Below are 18,713 nucleotides of genomic sequence, written 5' to 3'. Positions count from 1 at the left end.
ATTGCTTATGAGAACATCCCAGTTCCGCGAAGCCAACAACCTGTGCTTGCGGAGAAGAGTTGACCGAGCACTGTGATTTTTTGAGGTAACAAGATGCAAGTTTCAGTTGAAACCACTCAAGGCCTTGGCCGCCGTGTAACGATTACTATCGCTGCTGACAGCATCGAGACCGCTGTGAAAAGCGAGCTGGTCAACGTAGCGAAGAAAGTGCGTATTGACGGTTTCCGCAAAGGAAAAGTACCGATGAATGTTGTTGCTCAGCGTTATGGCGCGTCTGTTCGCCAGGACGTTCTGGGTGACCTGATGAGCCGCAACTTCGTTGACGCGATCATCAAAGAAAAAATCAATCCAGCTGGCGCACCGAACTACGTTCCGGGCGAATACAAACTGGGTGAAGATTTTACTTACGCGGTAGAGTTCGAAGTTTACCCGGAAGTTGAGCTGACTGGCCTGGAAGCAATCGAAGTTGAAAAACCGGTTGTTGAAGTTACCGACGCTGACGTTGACGTAATGCTGGACACCCTGCGCAAGCAGCAGGCTACCTGGAAAGACAAAGACGGCGCTGCTGATGCAGAAGACCGTGTAACCATCGACTTCACCGGTTCTGTAGACGGCGAAGAGTTCGAAGGCGGCAAAGCGTCTGACTTCGTACTGGCGATGGGCCAGGGTCGTATGATCCCGGGCTTTGAAGAAGGCGTTAAAGGCCACAAAGCTGGCGAAGAGTTCACTATCGACGTGACCTTCCCGGAAGAGTACCACGCTGAAAACCTGAAAGGTAAAGCTGCGAAGTTCGTTATCAACCTGAAGAAAGTTGAAGAACGCGAACTGCCGGAACTGACTGAAGAATTCATCAAACGTTTCGGCGTTGAAGATGGTTCCGTAGCAGGTCTGCGCGCTGAAGTCCGTAAAAACATGGAACGCGAGCTGAAAGGCGCTGTGCGTAACCGCGTTAAGTCTCAGGCGATCGAAGGTCTGGTAAAAGCTAACGACATCGACGTTCCGGCTGCACTGATCGACAGCGAAATCGACGTTCTGCGTCGTCAGGCTGCACAGCGTTTCGGTGGCAACGAGAAACAAGCTCTGGAACTGCCGCGTGAACTGTTCGAAGAACAGGCTAAGCGTCGCGTAGTTGTTGGTCTGCTGCTGGGCGAAGTGATTCGTACCAACGAACTGAAAGCTGACGAAGATCGCGTTAAAGGCCTGATCGAAGAGATGGCTTCTGCTTACGAAGATCCGAAAGAAGTTATTGAGTTCTACAGCAAAAACAAAGAGCTGATGGACAACATGCGTAACGTCGCTCTGGAAGAGCAGGCTGTTGAAGCCGTTCTGGCGAAAGCGAAAGTGACTGAAAAAGCCACTTCCTTCAACGAACTGATGAATCAGCAGGCGTAATTCGTCGCTTTTTTAGCTCGAATTTCGTACGCAAGCCCGTCACCTTTTGGTGGCGGGTTTTTTTTTGTCACGCATTTTGCATGGGAAGAGTGCGAAAACAGCGTTTCAGTGTTAGCGTTACAACAAAAGATTGTTATGCTTGAATTATGGCGATGTCGTACCCATTACTGAGGGACTAGCTGATAATCCGTCCATAAGGTTACAATCAGCACAGCAGGTTTTTTCAAATTTTATCCAGGAGACGGAAATGTCATACAGCGGCGAACGAGATAACTTTGCACCCCATATGGCGCTGGTGCCGATGGTCATTGAACAGACCTCACGTGGTGAGCGCTCTTTTGATATCTATTCTCGTCTACTTAAGGAACGCGTCATTTTTCTGACCGGCCAGGTCGAAGACCATATGGCTAACCTGATCGTGGCGCAGATGCTGTTCCTGGAAGCAGAAAACCCAGAAAAAGATATCTACCTGTACATCAACTCCCCTGGTGGAGTGATCACTGCCGGGATGTCTATCTATGACACCATGCAGTTTATTAAGCCGGACGTCAGCACCATTTGTATGGGCCAGGCGGCCTCAATGGGTGCGTTCCTGCTGACCGCCGGGGCGAAAGGCAAACGTTTTTGCCTGCCTAACTCTCGCGTCATGATCCACCAGCCTCTGGGCGGTTACCAGGGCCAGGCAACGGATATTGAAATTCATGCCCGTGAAATCCTGAAGGTAAAAGGGCGCATGAACGAACTTATGGCGCATCATACGGGTCAATCTCTTGAGCAGATTGAACGTGATACCGAGCGCGATCGCTTCCTCTCCGCTTCTGAAGCGGTAGAGTACGGTCTGGTCGACTCGATTTTGACCCATCGTAATTAATGCCCAGTGCGCAGGTGTGCCGCTATAATTACCTGGAGCGGCACAACGCTGACTAGCGTCTTGCGCCTGAGAATGGCATTTGCGTCGTCGTGTGCGGCACAAAGAACAAAGAAGAGGTTTTGACCCATGACAGATAAACGCAAAGATGGCTCGGGCAAATTGTTGTACTGCTCTTTTTGCGGCAAAAGCCAGCATGAAGTGCGTAAGCTGATTGCCGGTCCATCCGTGTATATCTGCGACGAATGTGTTGATTTATGCAACGACATCATTCGCGAAGAGATTAAGGAAGTAGCACCGCACCGTGAACGCAGTGCGCTGCCGACGCCACATGAAATTCGCAACCACCTGGACGATTACGTTATCGGTCAGGAGCAGGCGAAGAAAGTGCTGGCGGTCGCGGTATACAACCATTACAAACGTCTGCGCAACGGCGACACCAGCAATGGCGTCGAGTTGGGCAAAAGTAACATCCTGCTGATTGGCCCAACGGGTTCCGGTAAAACACTGCTGGCTGAAACGCTGGCGCGCCTGCTGGACGTTCCGTTCACCATGGCTGATGCCACCACGCTGACCGAAGCCGGTTATGTGGGTGAAGATGTTGAAAATATTATTCAGAAACTGTTGCAGAAGTGCGATTACGACGTGCAGAAAGCACAGCGTGGGATTGTCTATATCGATGAGATCGACAAGATTTCACGTAAGTCTGATAACCCATCTATTACCCGTGACGTTTCCGGCGAAGGTGTACAGCAGGCGCTGTTGAAACTGATCGAAGGGACGGTTGCTGCCGTTCCGCCGCAGGGTGGTCGTAAACATCCTCAGCAGGAATTCCTGCAGGTTGATACCTCCAAGATCCTGTTTATCTGCGGTGGTGCCTTTGCCGGTCTGGATAAAGTAATTGCTAACCGTGTTGAAACCGGCTCCGGCATTGGTTTTGGCGCAACGGTAAAAGCGCAGTCTGATAAAGCCAGCGAAGGTGAACTGCTGTCGCAGGTCGAACCGGAAGATCTGATCAAATTTGGTCTGATCCCTGAGTTCATCGGCCGTCTGCCGGTGGTGGCGACGCTGAGCGAGCTGAGCGAAGAAGCGTTGATCCAGATCCTCAAAGAGCCGAAAAACGCCCTGACCAAGCAGTACCAGGCGCTGTTCAATCTTGAAGGTGTCGATCTGGAATTCCGTGAGGAAGCGCTGGATGCGATCGCTAAGAAAGCGATGGCGCGTAAAACCGGTGCTCGTGGTCTGCGTTCTATCGTCGAAGCCGCGCTGCTCGACACCATGTACGATCTGCCTTCTATGGAAGACGTCGAAAAAGTGGTGATCGACGAGTCGGTGATTGGCGGTCAGAGCAAGCCATTGCTGATTTACGGTAAGCCGGAAGCGCAGCAGGCATCTGGCGAATAATTCATCAATTCATACAGACATTTAATTAAAAAGGGGGGATTTTATCTCCCCTTTTATTTTTCCGTAAACATGGCGTTGAATGTGTGGGAAACATCCCCATATACTGACATACATGTTAAAGGTGGTGTGAAGCACAGTCGTACCACCTGATTACCTGGCGGAAACTAAACTAAGAGAGAGCTCTATGAATCCTGAGCGTTCTGAACGCATTGAAATCCCCGTATTGCCGTTGCGCGATGTGGTGGTTTATCCGCACATGGTCATACCCTTATTTGTAGGGCGGGAAAAATCTATCCGTTGTCTGGAAGCGGCTATGGACCATGATAAAAAAATCATGCTGGTCGCACAGAAAGAAGCGTCAACGGATGAGCCGGGTGTAAACGATCTTTTCACCGTCGGGACCGTGGCCTCTATTTTGCAGATGCTGAAACTGCCTGACGGCACCGTAAAAGTGCTGGTCGAGGGGTTACAGCGTGCGCGTATTTCTGCGCTGTCTGACAACGGCGAGCATTTCTCTGCGAAAGCAGAGTACCTTGACTCGCCTGCTATTGATGAGCGCGAACAGGAAGTGCTGGTGCGTACCGCTATCAGCCAGTTCGAAGGCTATATCAAGCTGAACAAGAAAATTCCACCAGAAGTGCTGACGTCGCTGAACAGCATTGACGATCCTGCACGTCTGGCGGATACCATCGCTGCACACATGCCGCTGAAGCTGGCTGACAAGCAGTCCGTGCTGGAGATGTCCGACGTTAACGAACGTCTGGAATATCTGATGGCGATGATGGAGTCTGAAATCGATCTGCTGCAGGTTGAGAAACGCATTCGCAACCGCGTGAAAAAGCAGATGGAAAAATCTCAGCGCGAGTACTATCTGAACGAGCAGATGAAAGCTATTCAGAAAGAACTCGGTGAGATGGACGATGCACCGGACGAAAACGAAGCGTTGAAGCGTAAAATCGATGCGGCGAAAATGCCGAAAGAGGCAAAAGAGAAAGCGGAAGCAGAACTGCAGAAGCTGAAAATGATGTCTCCTATGTCGGCGGAAGCGACCGTGGTGCGTGGCTACATCGACTGGATGGTACAGGTGCCGTGGAATGCGCGTAGCAAGGTCAAAAAAGACCTACGTCAGGCGCAGGAAATCCTCGATACCGACCATTATGGTCTGGAGCGCGTCAAAGACCGTATTCTTGAGTATCTCGCGGTTCAAAGCCGTGTAAATAAAATCAAGGGGCCGATCCTGTGTCTGGTTGGACCGCCGGGGGTAGGTAAAACCTCTCTGGGGCAGTCCATCGCTAAGGCAACTGGGCGTAAATACATCCGTATGGCGCTGGGCGGCGTGCGTGATGAAGCCGAAATTCGCGGTCACCGCCGGACCTATATCGGTTCTATGCCGGGTAAACTGATCCAGAAAATGGCCAAAGTGGGCGTTAAAAACCCGCTGTTCCTGCTTGATGAGATCGACAAAATGTCTTCCGACATGCGTGGCGATCCGGCTTCCGCACTGCTCGAAGTGCTGGATCCAGAGCAGAACGTGGCGTTCAGCGATCACTACCTGGAAGTGGACTACGATCTCAGCGATGTGATGTTTGTTGCGACCTCTAACTCCATGAATATTCCGGCACCGTTGCTGGATCGTATGGAAGTGATCCGTCTGTCCGGTTATACCGAAGACGAAAAGCTGAACATTGCCAAACGTCACCTGTTGCCGAAACAGATTGAGCGTAATGCGCTGAAAAAAGGTGAGCTGACGGTCGACGATAGCGCCATTGTGGGCATTATTCGTTACTACACTCGTGAAGCAGGCGTGCGTAGTCTGGAACGTGAAATCTCTAAACTGTGCCGTAAAGCGGTGAAACAGCTGCTGCTGGATAAATCGCTGAAACATATTGAGATCAATGGCGACAACCTGCACGACTATCTGGGTGTACAGCGCTTTGACTATGGCCGCGCGGATAACGAAAACCGCGTTGGCCAGGTGACGGGTCTGGCGTGGACGGAAGTTGGCGGCGATCTGCTGACTATCGAAACCGCCTGCGTACCGGGTAAAGGTAAGTTGACCTACACCGGTTCTCTGGGTGAAGTCATGCAGGAGTCGATTCAGGCTGCGCTGACTGTGGTGCGCGCGCGTGCGGAAAAACTGGGTATTAACCCGGACTTTTACGAAAAACGCGACATCCACGTTCACGTACCTGAAGGGGCGACGCCGAAAGACGGTCCAAGTGCGGGTATTGCTATGTGTACTGCGCTGGTGTCTTGTCTTACCGGTAACCCAGTTCGCGCCGACGTAGCGATGACGGGTGAGATCACCCTGCGTGGTCAGGTTCTGCCTATCGGTGGTTTGAAAGAAAAACTGCTGGCGGCACACCGTGGCGGCATTAAGACGGTCTTAATTCCCGATGAGAACAAACGTGACCTGGAAGAGATTCCGGACAACGTAATTGCCGATCTTAATATTCACCCGGTGAAACGTATTGAGGAAGTTCTGACTCTTGCGTTGCAAAATGAACCCTCTGGAATGCAGGTTGTGACGGCAAAATAGTGACCTCGCGCAAAGAGCATTAATAAAAACAGGGCTGGCAGGCCATTTCGGGCTTGCCAGCCTTTTTTTGTATAGCTAATTTAGATAACGGATTAGGCTTGCCATCATTAACGGGTGTTGTAAGGGCATGGCAGGCCTGATATAACTGCTGCGCGGTCGCACTTTGAAGGATTCAGGTGCGATATAAATTATAAAGAGGAAGAGAAGAGTGAATAAATCTCAACTGATCGACAAAATTGCTGCAGGGGCTGATATCTCTAAAGCTGCGGCTGGACGTGCGTTAGATGCAATTATTGCTTCTGTTACCGAATCTCTGAAAGAAGGTGATGACGTAGCGCTGGTAGGTTTTGGTACTTTTGCCGTTAAAGAGCGTGCTGCCCGTACTGGTCGCAACCCGCAAACAGGTAAAGAGATCACCATCGCCGCGGCTAAAGTACCGGGCTTCCGTGCAGGTAAAGCACTGAAAGACGCGGTAAACTAAGTGATTTCCCCTTTGGGGATGTGACGAAGTACAAGGGCGCATCGACTGATGTGCCTTTTTTATTTGTAATTCCGGTACTTTCTACGCGTTGTGGGCTGACAATTGCCCCTGTTTCTTGTCACAATAGACCTTTGTGCGCAGCGTTCAGGAAACGCTATGCTGCGTGAAGCATATATACTCAAAATCCTTGTTGCCGTTGTTGTCATCAACGCGGGGGCAGCAGAGAGGATAACGCGTATAGTCATCTACAGCGGAGTGTGGTTACACCATGATGGACAGCTTACGCACGGCTGCTAACAGTCTCGTGCTCAAGATTATTTTCGGTATCATTATCGTGTCGTTCATTTTGACCGGCGTGAGTGGTTACCTGATTGGCGGGGGCAATAACTTCGCCGCCAAAGTGAATGGCCAGGAGATCAGCCGCGGGCAGTTCGAGAATGCGTTCAACAGCGAACGTAACCGCATGCAGCAACAGCTGGGCGATCAATACTCCGAGCTGGCCGCGAACGAAGGTTATATGAAAACGCTGCGTCAGCAGGTGCTGAATCGTCTTGTTGACGAAGCGCTGCTGGATCAGTATTCCCGCGAGCTTAAGCTCAACATCAGCGACGATCAGGTTAAACAGGCCATTTTCGCCACGCCTGCGTTCCAGGTGGACGGCAAGTTTGATAACAACCGCTACAACGCGATTGTCAATCAAATGGGAATGACTGCAGACCAGTACGCACAGGCATTACGTAATCAGCTCACGACACAGCAGCTGATTAACGGTGTTGCCGGTACGGACTTCATGCTGAAAGGCGAAACGGATGAACTGGCGGCGCTGGTCGCACAGCAGCGTATCGTGCGTGAGGCGACGATTGACGTTAACGCACTGGCCGCGAAGCAATCTATTACCGAGCAGGAAGTTGCCAGCTACTACGAGCAGAATAAAAACAACTTTATGACGCCGGAACAGTTCCGCGTGAGCTACATCAAGCTGGACGCTGCTGCTATGCAGGAGACGGCCAGCGATGCTGATATTCAGTCTTACTATGACCAGCATCAGGATCAGTTCACTCAGCCGCAGCGTAACCGCTACAGCATCATTCAGACCAAAACGGAAGATGAAGCCAAAGCGGTACTGGATGAGCTGAACAAAGGCGGTGACTTCGCTGCGCTGGCGAAAGAAAAATCTGCCGATATCATCTCTGCTCGTAAAGGCGGTGATATGGGATGGCTGGAAGATTCCACTACCCCGGATGAGCTGAAAAATGCTGGTCTGAAAGAAAAAGGCCAACTGTCTGGCGTAATTAAGTCTTCCGTTGGTTTCCTCGTTGCGCGTCTTGACGACGTACAGCCTGCGCAAGTTAAACCGCTGAGCGAAGCCCGTGACGAGATTGCGGCAAAAGTGAAGCAGGAAAAAGCGCTGGATGCCTACTATGCGCTGCAGCAGAAAGTCAGCGACGCGGCCAGCAACGATAACGAATCTCTGGCGGGTGCAGAGCAGGCTGCGGGTATGAAAGCGGTTGAAACGGGCTGGTTTAGCCGTGACAGCCTGCCGGAAGAACTGAATTTCAAACCAGTCGCTGACATCATTTTCAATGGTGGTCTGGTTGGTGAGAACGGTACGCCTGGCAGTAACTCCGATATCATCACCGTGGACGGCGATCGTGCGTTCGTGTTGCGTATTGCAGAGCACAAAGCCGAAGCCGTGAAGCCACTGGCTGAAGTGAAAGAGCAGGTAACTGCGCTCGTTAAGCACAATAAAGCAGAGCAGCAGGCGAAGCTTGATGCCGATAAACTGCTGGCGGATCTGAAAGCCGGTAAAGGCGATGAAGCGATGAAAGCGGCGGGTCTGAGCTTTGGTGAGGCGAAAACGCTGAGCCGTACGGGTCAGGATCCGCTGAGCCAGGCTGCCTTTGGTCTGAGCCTGCCGGCGAAAGACAAACCGAGCTACGGCGTCGCGAACGACATGCAGGGTAACGTTGTTCTGTTGGCGTTGGACGAGGTGAAAGCTGGTTCTATGCCTGAAGCGCAGAAGAAAGCGATGGTTCAGGGGATCACTCAGAACAACGCGCAGATTGTCTTCGAAGCGCTGATGAGCAACCTGCGTAAAGCCGCAAAAATTAAAATCGGTGATGCGCTGGAACAGCAGCAATAACCGAGGCAGTTCGCAAAAAAATTGCAAAAAGTTGTATCTACCAAAGGCCGCTTTCGCGGCCTTTTCCATTTCTGATATTTGCCGTTTGTCTGCCGTTCTGCACCTCGCTATCGTGATTCCACTGTTAACAAACAAGGAGAAAACAGTATGAAACATGGAATCAAAGCTCTGCTTATCACTCTTTCATTGACCTGCGCTGGTATGGCCCAAACCGCATTGGCGGCTGAGCCTGTCGCCAAAAGCCAGGCGACTCAAACCAAAGCGGAAAACCCAGGGGCGGCACAAAGCAAAGCCACACTGCCCGCTAAAGCAAGCGACGATGAGGGCACCAGGGTAAGCATCAACAGCGCTTCTGCGGAGGATTTAGCGCGAGTTATGAATGGCGTGGGTCTAAAGAAAGCGCAGGCGATTGTGAGCTATCGTGAGGAGTACGGGCCGTTTAAAACGGTGGATGATTTAAAACAGGTGCCGGGCATGGGCAGTTCACTGGTTGAGCGTAACCTGGCAGTTTTAACACTTTAATAACTTGCAGAGCGCTGAAAGTTTGCCAGACTGTAGAGGTCATACCAGTTATGACCTCTTTACTCAAAAGTCTGTTCCTATAAAAACAACGTAAGGCTCCTGCGCTATGCAAACACAAATCAAAGTCCGTGGTTTTCATCTTGATGTCTATCAGCACGTTAACAATGCCCGCTATCTGGAGTTTCTGGAAGAGGCCCGCTGGGATGGTCTGGAAAACAGCGACAGCTTTCAGTGGATGACCGCACACAACATCGCTTTTGTGGTCGTGAATATTAATATCAACTACCGGCGACCTGCGGTGCTGAGCGATCTGCTGACCATCACCAGTCAGGTTCAACAGTTAAATGGCAAAAGTGGCGTGTTAAACCAGACCATTACCCTGGAGCCGGAAGGGCAGGTGGTGGCAGACGCGCTGATTACGTTCGTCTGTATTGATTTGAAAACGCAAAAAGCGTTGCCGCTGGAAGGGGAGTTGCGCGAAAAACTGGAGCAGATGGTGCAGTAGTGGCTGCGACTGCCGGAAGGTGACGCTCAAGCGTCTTATCCGGCCTACATGAGTTGCTGCGACTGCCTGTAGGCCGGATAAGCAAAGCGCAATCCGGCAATACAATCACTTTAACCCGGTTTTCTGCTTCATTGCCGCCATCACTGCCGGTTTATCCGCCAGATAATGGTTCAGGCCGTTGGCACGCAGATTACACGCCGCACAGTGACCGCAACCGTCACCTTTGATGCCGTTATAGCAGGTCAGCGTTTCTTCGCGTACCAGGTCCAGCTTGCCCCAATAATCGGCCAGTGCCCAGGTTTCGGCTTTATCGATCCACATCAGTGGGGTTTCAAAGCGAATATCTTTCGCCATCCCCAGGCTTACAGCATGGTTCAGGGCTTTAACGAACTCATCGCGACAGTCCGGATAGCCGGAGAAATCGGTCTCACAAACGCCGGTAATGACCGCCTCTGCCTGCACCTGGTACGCGTAAATTGCTGCCAGCGTTAAGAACAGAATATTGCGTCCTGGCACAAAGGTATTGGGAATGCCGTTCGCATCCGGTTCGTAATCGGGTACCGGAATGTTATTGCGGGTCAGGCTGCTGACAGCCAGTTCACTGAGCAATGTGACATCAAGTACTTTGTGCGCGCGCGCGCCAAGTTTTAAGGCCAGGTCACGTGCGACATCAATCTCAGCGCGATGGCGCTGACCATAATCAAAGGTCACGCAGTGCACTTCATCATACTGATGCAGCGCTTGCGCCAGACAAGTCGTGGAGTCCTGACCTCCACTGAATACAACAACGGCACGTTTCATGGCTTTTCCTGACAAAATAACGAAGCCCTTATGGTAGCGCCTGGACGTGCCGTCGACCAGCTTCTTAACGCTGAAGGAGGTGGCAGCCAGGCTTCGGTAAACTCGAACCAGCCACGAGGATTCAGGCGTACGCCGTTCACGCCCGGTGGCGCGCTGATGCGATAGTGATAATTGAACAGTGGGGTCAGGGTAGCGTCATGCATTAGCGTGGCGAAAACTTGTTGTAAAGCAGCGTGGCGATCGTCCTCATCGGCCTGGATTTGAAGGGCATCCAGGGTCGTTTGCAAATGTGTGTATGCTGGCGCATTCAATACATGTGACCAGAGCTGATCGCAGCGCAACCACTGTTCGAGAGTATATTCAGGTGCCTCACCAATCAGCCTGTCGCCCATCATCAGGTCGGCCTGGGCTAAGGGATGATCGCCATCCCAGTTTTTAGCATTATGAAAAATAAGCGTTAATTCACAGCCGAGCAGCGCCAGCGCCTGGCGAAGCTGTTCAGCCATAGCGTGAAGTTCTACCGGCAGGTGATAAGCCAGCGTCAGCTTTTCCGGTAATGCCACCTCATCGAGTTCATCCCATTGTGGGATAGTCCATCCGGGGAGCAGTGCATTGCTTGGCGTGATCAGATTTTCATCCACTTCAAGCGTTTGTAGCAGGGAAGAACGGTGGATGATATTGATCAGTCTACGGGCCTGCTGCGTATTCAGGTGCGCGCTTTTTCTGAGCGTGAGATAGCAAAAACCAAGACTGATCCCGCTGCTTACCTGGCTTAGCATAGGCAACTCTTCGGGTTTACCAATCGCAATTTGCACCGGATGGCGACAGCTGGTGCCCAGATCCTGGGAGAAGAGCTGTGGGGTTATCCAGTATTCAATGGCTTTTAGCAGCGGATGACTCAGATGGTAGTGATCATGGCTCTCGATACGCACCAGCTCAGGAGTAAACAGCGTCAACCGGAACGGGCCGGTACCCACAAACGGGTGCTCAGGATGCGCCAGGTGACTGCTGTAGCTTGCCAGACGGTGCGCCAGCCAGAAGTCGGGACGATGCAGAATAAAGGTCAGACACTGGGGATGCGTCACCTCAATGCGCTTTACGCTGATAAACAGCTTATTCAGCGCGGGGAGTTCTAACAGCTTCAGCAACTGCTGATGTAGCTGTGAGCTGCTTACCGTATCACCGTTATGCCAATGCAGGGTGGAACGAATATAGAAATCCCAGCGCAGGCCGTCAGCGGAAATATTCCAGTGGTGGGCTAAGTCTCCACAAGGACGTTGCGTAGTGCTGTCAAACCGGGTCAGGCCAGAGAAAACTTGTCCGGCGAGGTGTTGCTCCGCGCGACCAGGGAGAAAACCGGGGTGCAAGGGGTCGAGCGGGCGGTAATAGGGGATACGTAGGGTTGGCGTGTCGTTTTGCCACTGACCGCCCATAAACGGTTGTAGCAGTGTTCTTAATTCGCCCGGAGCCAACTGAGCCAGTTCCAGTACGCTAAGCTGCTCTCCCTTTTGCAGCGCCTGTTCCATCATGGTGTTGCGCAGTGAATCTGGCGTCACTAAAAACCGCAGTTGCCCGCGTTTCCCGCGCCCCGACTGGGCATGCCACTCCAGCCAGCCCGCATCCTGCGCTTGCTTTAGCAGGGTACGCACATGGCGTTCGCTACAAAAACAGCGTTCGGCCAGTTCCCCGACGGTCACCGACTGCGGTTCGCCGTTCGAGGGCAGCCACAGGCGTTGGTACTGGTTCAGGCGATTAAGCAGACGCATTGATACTTTTTCCTTCAGGATGTCCGTTAACGGTTTATGCGTAGAGAAACCCGGAACAATTCATTTTATCTATTCACTATTACTTCCGTATATCTCAGGTGATACTGGATCACAAGTTAACCGCGTCACAGTGTGGAGAAAGAAATGGCTCGTCTGGCTGCATTTGATATGGATGGCACCCTTTTGATGCCGAATCACCATTTAGGTGACGAAACGCTTTCAACGCTGTCGCGCCTGCGTGAACGCGATATTACTCTGACATTTGCTACCGGCCGACATGTGCTTGAGATGCGCCATATTTTAGGCTCGATCTCACTGGACGCCTTTTTGATCACGGGTAATGGCACGCGTATTCACTCTCTTGAGGGCGATGTGTTACACCGTCAGGATCTGGATCCGAATGTCGCGGATATTGTGTTGCATCAGAAGTGGGACACTACCGCCAGCATGCATGTCTTTAATGACAACGGTTGGTTCACCGGACAAGAGATCCCCTCGCTGCTGCAGGCGCATGTGTATAGCGGATTTCGCTACCAGATCGTCGATGTGAAACGTATTCCGGCGCATCAGGTCACGAAAGTCTGTTTCTGCGGCGATCATGACTCTTTGATCCAATTGCGAATTCAACTGAATGAAGCGCTGGGTGAACAGGCGAATCTCTGTTTTTCCGCGTTTGATTGCCTTGAGGTGCTGCCGCTGGGCTGTAATAAAGGATCGGCATTGGCGGTGTTGAGCGACCATTTAGGTTATTCAATGGCCGAGTGTATGGCGTTTGGCGATGCCATGAACGATCGCGAAATGTTAGGCAGCGTTGGGCGCGGCCTGATTATGGGTAACGCGATGCCGCAACTGATTGCTGAACTGCCTCATTTATCGGTGATTGGGCATTGCCGTAATCAGGCAGTGTCACACTTTTTGACGCATTGGCTGGACAATCCACATCTACCTTATTCCCCCGAATGAGAGATCCCTTCCAGCAAGCCAGACTTCGCGTCTGGCTTTTTTTTATCCCATTAATGGGTGTTCAGTAGTCGGGCGAGCTCCGCTTTCCACGGCGTTAAATCACCGATGTGCGCGTCGACCCACTGTGGGTTGTAGTAGGTTTCCAGATAGCGTTCGCCGCTGTCACACAACAGCGTCACCAGTGAGCCGCTTTCTCCGGCATCGCGCATACGGGCGGCAAGTTGCAGCGTTCCCCACATATTGGTACCCGTAGAGGCGCCGACTTTACGGCCCAACTGCGTTTCCAGCCAGTGTGCGGTGGCCACGCTTGCGGCATCCGGCACGCGCAGCATTTCATCGACCACGTCAGGAATGAAAGACGGTTCGACACGCGGGCGGCCAATGCCTTCAATTTTACTTCCTACCGGACTGCGTAACGTGGCATCGCGATCCTGCCAGAAGGGCAGAAAGACCGAGTTTTCCGGGTCCACTACCATCAGTTGAGTGTCGTAGCCCTGACAGCGGATATAGCGGCCAATGGTTGCTGAGGTGCCACCGGTTCCGGCGCTCATCACAATATGGCGGGGAACGGGGTTGGGCTCGCACTGCATCTGACGAAAGATGCTGTCGGCGATATTATTATTCCCGCGCCAGTCGGTGGCGCGCTCAGCGTAAGTGAACTGGTCCATGTAATGACCGTTCAGCTCACGCGCCAGTTGCTCAGAGGCCGCATAGATTTCGCAGGCGCTTTCCACGAAATGACAGCGACCGCCGTAAAATTCAATCTGTTCAACCTTACGTTTTGCCGTACAGGAAGGCATGACGGCAATAAATGGCAACCCTAACAGTCGAGCGAAATAAGCCTCAGAGACCGCCGTTGAACCGGACGATGATTCAATGATGGTGGTGCCTTCTTTGATCCAGCCATTGCACAATCCGTACAGAAACAGTGAGCGCGCCAGACGATGCTTCAGACTCCCGGTCGGATGCGTGCTCTCATCTTTTAAATAGAGCTGAATGCCCGGGAACGCCGGTAGCGACAGGCGAATGAGATGCGTATCCGCAGAACGCTGATAATCCGCGTTGATTTCATTGATGGCGTTTTTAACCCAGGAGCTATTCATCATTAATAGATATCCATTTGTCATTTTGTGCCCAGAATAGCGAAAAGCACGGAAAAAATTGTTGCCATTTAGCCTTTAAAATAGAATGTAAGGAGAAAATTCTTCTCTGTGGAGTGGATATGTTAGACAAAATTGACCGCAAGCTACTCGGCTTGCTGCAACAGGACTGCACCCTTTCTTTGCAGGCATTAGCAGATGCCGTTAATCTGACTACCACCCCCTGCTGGAAACGTCTCAAACGACTTGAGGATGACGGTATCCTGCTGGGCAGAGTCGCCCTGTTGGATCCAGAAAAACTGGGGCTGGGACTCACCGCGTTTGTGCTGATCAAAACTCAGCATCACAGCAGCGAATGGTATTGCCGCTTTGTCACTGAAGTGACCGGAATGCCCGAGGTTCTGGGGTTCTGGCGTATGGCAGGGGAGTATGACTACCTGATGCGAGTGCAGGTTGCTGATATGAAAAGCTATGATGAATTCTATAAGCGCCTGGTGAATAGCGTACCGGGCCTGTCTGACGTCACCTCCAGCTTTGCCATGGAACAGATTAAATACACAACTGCTCTACCTATTGAATAATTCTCCCGGCGCTTATTGCCGGAAATCTTGTCAGGACATAACGCGTGCGATTATTTGCTCAATTAAGCTGGTACTTCCGCCGGGAGTGGCGTCGCTACCTCGGGGCAGTGGCCTTGCTTATCATCATCGCTATCCTTCAGCTTATTCCGCCGAAAGTGGTCGGGATCATTGTGGATGGCGTGACGACTCAACGTTTCACCACCGAGCGGCTGCTGATGTGGGTGGGGACAATTGCCCTGATTGCCGTGGTGGTTTATTTGCTGCGCTATGTCTGGCGCGTGCTGCTGTTTGGCGCATCCTACCAACTGGCGGTTGAGCTGCGGGAAGATTATTACCGTCAGTTGAGTCGCCAGCATCCAGAATTTTATCTGCGGCACCGTACGGGCGATCTGATGGCGCGGGCAACCAACGATGTCGATCGCGTCGTATTTGCCGCCGGAGAAGGGGTGCTGACGCTGGTGGATTCGCTGGTCATGGGGTGTGCGGTGCTGATCGTGATGTCAACGCAGATAAGCTGGCAACTGACGTTGATTGCGCTGCTGCCGATGCCGGTGATGGCGTTGATGATCAAACGTTACGGCGATCGACTCCATAACCGTTTTAAGCTGGCGCAGGCGGCGTTTTCCAGTCTCAACGATCGTACTCAGGAAAGCCTGACCAGTATTCGTATGATCAAGGCCTTTGGTCTGGAGGATCGACAGTCGGCATTATTTGCCGCTGATGCTGAAGATACCGGTAAGAAAAACCTGCGCGTGGCGCGCATTGACGCCCGCTTTGATCCCACGATTTATATCGCCATTGGTATGGCTAACCTGCTGGCGATTGCCGGGGGAAGCTGGATGGTGGTACACGGCTCGCTGACGCTCGGGCAGCTCACCAGCTTTATGATGTATCTCGGTCTGATGATTTGGCCGATGCTGGCGCTGGCCTGGATGTTTAACATCGTCGAACGCGGCAGCGCCGCGTATAGCCGAATTCGCGCCATGCTGGCAGAAGCGCCGGTAGTGGATGACGGTACTGAACCGGTGCCGGAAGGACGCGGCGAGCTGGCGGTGGCGATTCGCGAATTTTGTTACCCGCAAACCACCCACCCGGCGCTGGAAAATGTGAATTTCCAGCTCAAACCTGGACAGATGCTGGGCATCTGTGGTCCGACCGGCTCGGGAAAAAGTACGGTGCTGTCGCTGATCCAGCGTCATTTTGATATCACCCAGGGCGATGTGCGCTTTCATGATATCCCATTAACGCGCTTACAGCTGGATAGCTGGCGCAGCCGACTGGCGGTTGTCAGCCAGACGCCATTCCTGTTTTCCGATACCGTCGGTAATAACATCGCCTTAGGACGTCCGCAGGCCACGCAGGAAGAGATCGAGCATGTGGCGCGTCTTGCCAGCGTTCATGAGGATATTTTACGTCTTCCGCAGGGCTACGACACCGAAGTGGGCGAACGCGGGGTGATGCTGTCTGGCGGGCAAAAACAGCGTATTTCTATCGCTCGAGCGTTACTGCTGAACGCTGAAATCCTGATTCTGGATGATGCGTTGTCGGCGGTAGATGGTCGTACCGAACATCAGATCCTGCATAACCTGCGCCAGTGGGGCGAAGGCCGAACCGTAATTATTAGCGCTCACCGTTTATCGGCCCTGACGGAAGCCAGCGAGATTATCGTGATGCAGCATGGGCATATTGCCCAGCGCGGTGAGCATGATTCTTTAGTGCAGCAGCCTGGCTGGTATCGTGATATGTACCGCTATCAGCAACTGGAAGCGGCACTGTCTGATGCGCCAGAGATAAACGAGGAGGTGGCTAATGCGTAGTTTTGGGCAATTATGGCCAACTCTGAAAAGGTTACTGGCATACGGTTCACCATGGCGAAAACAGCTGGCGATTGCGGTCGTCATGTTGTGGGTGGCGGCTGCGGCGGAAGTCAGCGGCCCGCTGCTGATTAGCTATTTTATCGATAACATGGTGGCGAAGAACAATCTGCCGCTGGCGATGGTTGCCGGGCTGGTTGCCGCCTATGTCGGTCTGCAACTGCTGGCGGCAGGGCTGCATTACGCGCAGTCGTTACTGTTTAACCAGGCGGCGGTTGGCGTAGTACAACAGTTACGTACCGACGTAATGGACGCTGCGCTGCGCCAGCCGCTCAGCGCCTTTGATACTCAGCCCGTCGGGCAGCTTATCTCCCGCGTGACCAATGACACCGAAGTGATTCGTGACCTGTACGTGACGGTGGTCGCAACGGTTCTGCGCAGCGCGGCCTTAATTGGCGCCATGCTGGTCGCGATGTTCAGCCTCGAGTGGCGTATGGCGCTGGTGGCGATGGCCATTTTCCCGGCCGTGCTGGTGGTGATGGTTATTTACCAACGCTACAGCACCCCGATTGTGCGTCGGGTGCGCGCTTATCTGGCGGATATTAACGATGGCTTTAACGAAGTCATCAACGGCATGAGCGTTATCCAGCAGTTCCGCCAGCAGGCAAGGTTTGGCGAGAGAATGGGCGAGGCCAGCCGCTCGCACTATATGGCGCGCATGCAAACCCTGCGACTGGATGGTTTTTTGCTGCGTCCGCTGCTGAGCCTTTTCTCGGCGCTGATCCTCTGCGGCTTGCTGATGCTGTTCAGTTTTACCTCTGGCACCTCCATTGAGGTTGGCGTGCTGTACGCGTTCATCAGCTACCTCGGCCGTTTGAACGAACCGCTGATCGAGCTGACCACCCAGCAATCAATGCTGCAGCAGGCGGTTGTCGCTGGTGAGCGAGTGTTCGAACTGATGGACGGGCCTCGTCAGCGCTATGGTGAAGACGATCGCCCGCTCAAAAGCGGAGACATTGAGGTGGATAACGTTTCATTTGCCTATCGCGACGACAATCTGGTGCTGCAAAACATCAGTCTGTCCGTGCCTTCGCGCAGCTTTGTGGCTTTGGTCGGACACACAGGCAGCGGCAAAAGCACGCTGGCCAGCCTGCTGATGGGATATTACCCGCTGACGCAGGGGGAAATCCGCCTTGACGGACGTCCGTTGTCTTCTCTGAGCCACGGTGCGTTACGTCAGGGCATCGCGATGGTGCAGCAGGATCCGGTGGTGATGGCGGATACCTTCCTGGCAAACGTCACGCTGGGTCGCGATATCTCAGAAGAGCGGGTCTGGCAGGCGCTGGAGACTGTGCAACTGGCAGAACTGGCTCGGGGTTTGAGCGAGGGGATTCATACCCGGCTGGGCGAGCAGGGCAATAATCTCTCCGTTGGGCAGAAACAGCTGCTGGCGCTGGCGCGGGTATTGGTTGAAACGCCGCAGGTGCTGATCCTCGATGAAGCCACAGCCAGTATTGATTCCGGTACTGAACAGGCCATTCAGCACGCGCTGGCGGCGGTCCGTGAACACACTACGCTGGTGGTGATTGCGCATCGGTTATCGACGATTGTCGATGCGGATACCATTCTGGTGCTGCATCGCGGTCAGGCGGTTGAGCGTGGTACGCATCAGCAATTACTGGCGGCGCAAGGCCGTTACTGGCAGATGTATCAGCTGCAGCTGGCGGGCGAAGAGTTAGCCGCCAGCACGCAAGAGGATTCTGTTATCGCCTGACGGCGCAGTGCTTATCCGGCCACGCGGTATCGTAGGCCGGGTAAGGTGTTTACGCCGCCA

General features: G+C 52.9%; 14 protein-coding genes and 1 pseudogene. 12 read left to right on the top strand and 3 right to left on the bottom strand.

Features of this window, described 5'->3' with window-relative positions:
* The first annotated feature begins 93 nt into the window (after window positions 1–93).
* The 8 genes from tig (at window position 94) to fadM (ending at window position 9,854) form a co-directional block, all read left to right on the top strand.
* The gene (gene tig / locus OGX94_RS10330; protein WP_257661418.1) at window positions 94–1,392 is read left to right on the top strand and encodes a trigger factor; all 1,299 of its coding nucleotides are present in this window, start codon (window positions 94–96) and stop codon (window positions 1,390–1,392) included.
* Between the two features lie 247 nt (window positions 1,393–1,639).
* Window positions 1,640–2,263: an ATP-dependent Clp endopeptidase proteolytic subunit ClpP gene (gene clpP / locus OGX94_RS10325; protein ID WP_003021624.1), complete on the top strand. Its 624-nt coding sequence runs from the start codon at window positions 1,640–1,642 to the stop codon at window positions 2,261–2,263.
* 126 nt (window positions 2,264–2,389) lie between these two features.
* The gene (gene clpX / locus OGX94_RS10320) at window positions 2,390–3,664 is read left to right on the top strand and encodes an ATP-dependent protease ATP-binding subunit ClpX (protein ID WP_003831013.1); all 1,275 of its coding nucleotides are present in this window, start codon (window positions 2,390–2,392) and stop codon (window positions 3,662–3,664) included.
* Window positions 3,665–3,848: 184 nt separating this feature from the next.
* Window positions 3,849–6,203, top strand: coding sequence for an endopeptidase La (gene lon, locus OGX94_RS10315; RefSeq protein ID WP_003831014.1), 2,355 nt, complete (start codon window positions 3,849–3,851; stop codon window positions 6,201–6,203).
* 190 nt (window positions 6,204–6,393) lie between these two features.
* A complete protein-coding gene (gene hupB, locus OGX94_RS10310; RefSeq protein ID WP_219352570.1) occupies window positions 6,394–6,684 on the top strand; it encodes a nucleoid-associated protein HU-beta in 291 nt (96 codons plus the stop codon).
* 268 nt (window positions 6,685–6,952) lie between these two features.
* Entirely contained in the window at window positions 6,953–8,827 is a 1,875-nt protein-coding gene (ppiD, locus tag OGX94_RS10305; protein WP_257661419.1) for a peptidylprolyl isomerase, read from the top strand.
* A gap of 147 nt (window positions 8,828–8,974) precedes the next feature.
* The gene (locus tag OGX94_RS10300) at window positions 8,975–9,349 is read left to right on the top strand and encodes a helix-hairpin-helix domain-containing protein (protein WP_003831017.1); all 375 of its coding nucleotides are present in this window, start codon (window positions 8,975–8,977) and stop codon (window positions 9,347–9,349) included.
* A gap of 106 nt (window positions 9,350–9,455) precedes the next feature.
* Window positions 9,456–9,854, top strand: coding sequence for a long-chain acyl-CoA thioesterase FadM (gene fadM, locus OGX94_RS10295; RefSeq protein ID WP_003021636.1), 399 nt, complete (start codon window positions 9,456–9,458; stop codon window positions 9,852–9,854).
* Between the two features lie 105 nt (window positions 9,855–9,959).
* Here the strand turns inward: fadM and queC are convergent, their stop codons facing one another.
* Window positions 9,960–10,655 carry a 7-cyano-7-deazaguanine synthase QueC gene (gene queC, locus OGX94_RS10290; protein WP_257661420.1) on the bottom strand — a complete coding sequence of 232 codons (696 nt, stop codon included), beginning with the start codon at window positions 10,653–10,655 and terminating at the stop codon, window positions 9,960–9,962.
* A gap of 71 nt (window positions 10,656–10,726) precedes the next feature.
* A pseudogene (locus OGX94_RS10285) lies at window positions 10,727–12,421 on the bottom strand (SgrR family transcriptional regulator); the annotation flags it as partial.
* Between the two features lie 144 nt (window positions 12,422–12,565).
* Here OGX94_RS10285 and cof point away from each other — a divergent pair.
* Complete coding sequence (gene cof / locus OGX94_RS10280; RefSeq protein ID WP_048235970.1) at window positions 12,566–13,384, top strand: HMP-PP phosphatase; 819 nt, start codon at window positions 12,566–12,568, stop codon at window positions 13,382–13,384.
* A 50-nt stretch (window positions 13,385–13,434) separates the two neighbouring features.
* Here the strand turns inward: cof and OGX94_RS10275 are convergent, their stop codons facing one another.
* On the bottom strand, window positions 13,435–14,490 hold the full coding sequence (locus OGX94_RS10275; protein ID WP_122984023.1) for a PLP-dependent cysteine synthase family protein: 1,056 nt from the start codon (window positions 14,488–14,490) through the stop codon (window positions 13,435–13,437).
* A gap of 116 nt (window positions 14,491–14,606) precedes the next feature.
* Between OGX94_RS10275 and decR the strand changes: the two genes are divergently transcribed.
* From decR to OGX94_RS10260, 3 genes are read left to right on the top strand one after another with little or no spacing between them, the layout of a single operon-like run.
* Window positions 14,607–15,065, top strand: a complete 459-nt coding sequence (gene decR, locus OGX94_RS10270; RefSeq protein ID WP_003831023.1) for a DNA-binding transcriptional regulator DecR — start codon at window positions 14,607–14,609, stop codon at window positions 15,063–15,065.
* Between the two features lie 44 nt (window positions 15,066–15,109).
* Window positions 15,110–16,882 carry a SmdA family multidrug ABC transporter permease/ATP-binding protein gene (locus tag OGX94_RS10265; protein ID WP_126319017.1) on the top strand — a complete coding sequence of 591 codons (1,773 nt, stop codon included), beginning with the start codon at window positions 15,110–15,112 and terminating at the stop codon, window positions 16,880–16,882.
* Window positions 16,875–18,653, top strand: a complete 1,779-nt coding sequence (locus OGX94_RS10260; RefSeq protein WP_008783952.1) for a SmdB family multidrug efflux ABC transporter permease/ATP-binding protein — start codon at window positions 16,875–16,877, stop codon at window positions 18,651–18,653. Before OGX94_RS10265 ends, OGX94_RS10260 begins: the two co-directional genes overlap by 8 nt.
* Window positions 18,654–18,713 lie beyond the last annotated feature (60 nt).

It is taken from the genome of Citrobacter sp. Cpo037 (assembly GCF_030332945.1).
Lineage (GTDB): Bacteria > Pseudomonadota > Gammaproteobacteria > Enterobacterales > Enterobacteriaceae > Citrobacter > Citrobacter portucalensis.
This window is presented reverse-complemented; position numbering and strand designations above follow the sequence as displayed.

Bases quoted from the DNA above. Each gene is read 5' to 3' on its own strand.
- tig (WP_257661418.1), top strand. From the start codon at position 94: ATGCAAGTTTCAGTTGAAACCACTCAAGGCCTTGGCCGCCGTGTAACG.
- clpP (WP_003021624.1), top strand. From the start codon at position 1,640: ATGTCATACAGCGGCGAACGAGATAACTTTGCACCCCATATGGCGCTG.
- clpX (WP_003831013.1), top strand. From the start codon at position 2,390: ATGACAGATAAACGCAAAGATGGCTCGGGCAAATTGTTGTACTGCTCT.
- lon (WP_003831014.1), top strand. From the start codon at position 3,849: ATGAATCCTGAGCGTTCTGAACGCATTGAAATCCCCGTATTGCCGTTG.
- ppiD (WP_257661419.1), top strand. From the start codon at position 6,953: ATGATGGACAGCTTACGCACGGCTGCTAACAGTCTCGTGCTCAAGATT.
- OGX94_RS10300 (WP_003831017.1), top strand. From the start codon at position 8,975: ATGAAACATGGAATCAAAGCTCTGCTTATCACTCTTTCATTGACCTGC.
- fadM (WP_003021636.1), top strand. From the start codon at position 9,456: ATGCAAACACAAATCAAAGTCCGTGGTTTTCATCTTGATGTCTATCAG.
- queC (WP_257661420.1), bottom strand. From the start codon at position 10,655: ATGAAACGTGCCGTTGTTGTATTCAGTGGAGGTCAGGACTCCACGACT.
- cof (WP_048235970.1), top strand. From the start codon at position 12,566: ATGGCTCGTCTGGCTGCATTTGATATGGATGGCACCCTTTTGATGCCG.
- OGX94_RS10275 (WP_122984023.1), bottom strand. From the start codon at position 14,490: ATGATGAATAGCTCCTGGGTTAAAAACGCCATCAATGAAATCAACGCG.
- decR (WP_003831023.1), top strand. From the start codon at position 14,607: ATGTTAGACAAAATTGACCGCAAGCTACTCGGCTTGCTGCAACAGGAC.
- OGX94_RS10260 (WP_008783952.1), top strand. From the start codon at position 16,875: ATGCGTAGTTTTGGGCAATTATGGCCAACTCTGAAAAGGTTACTGGCA.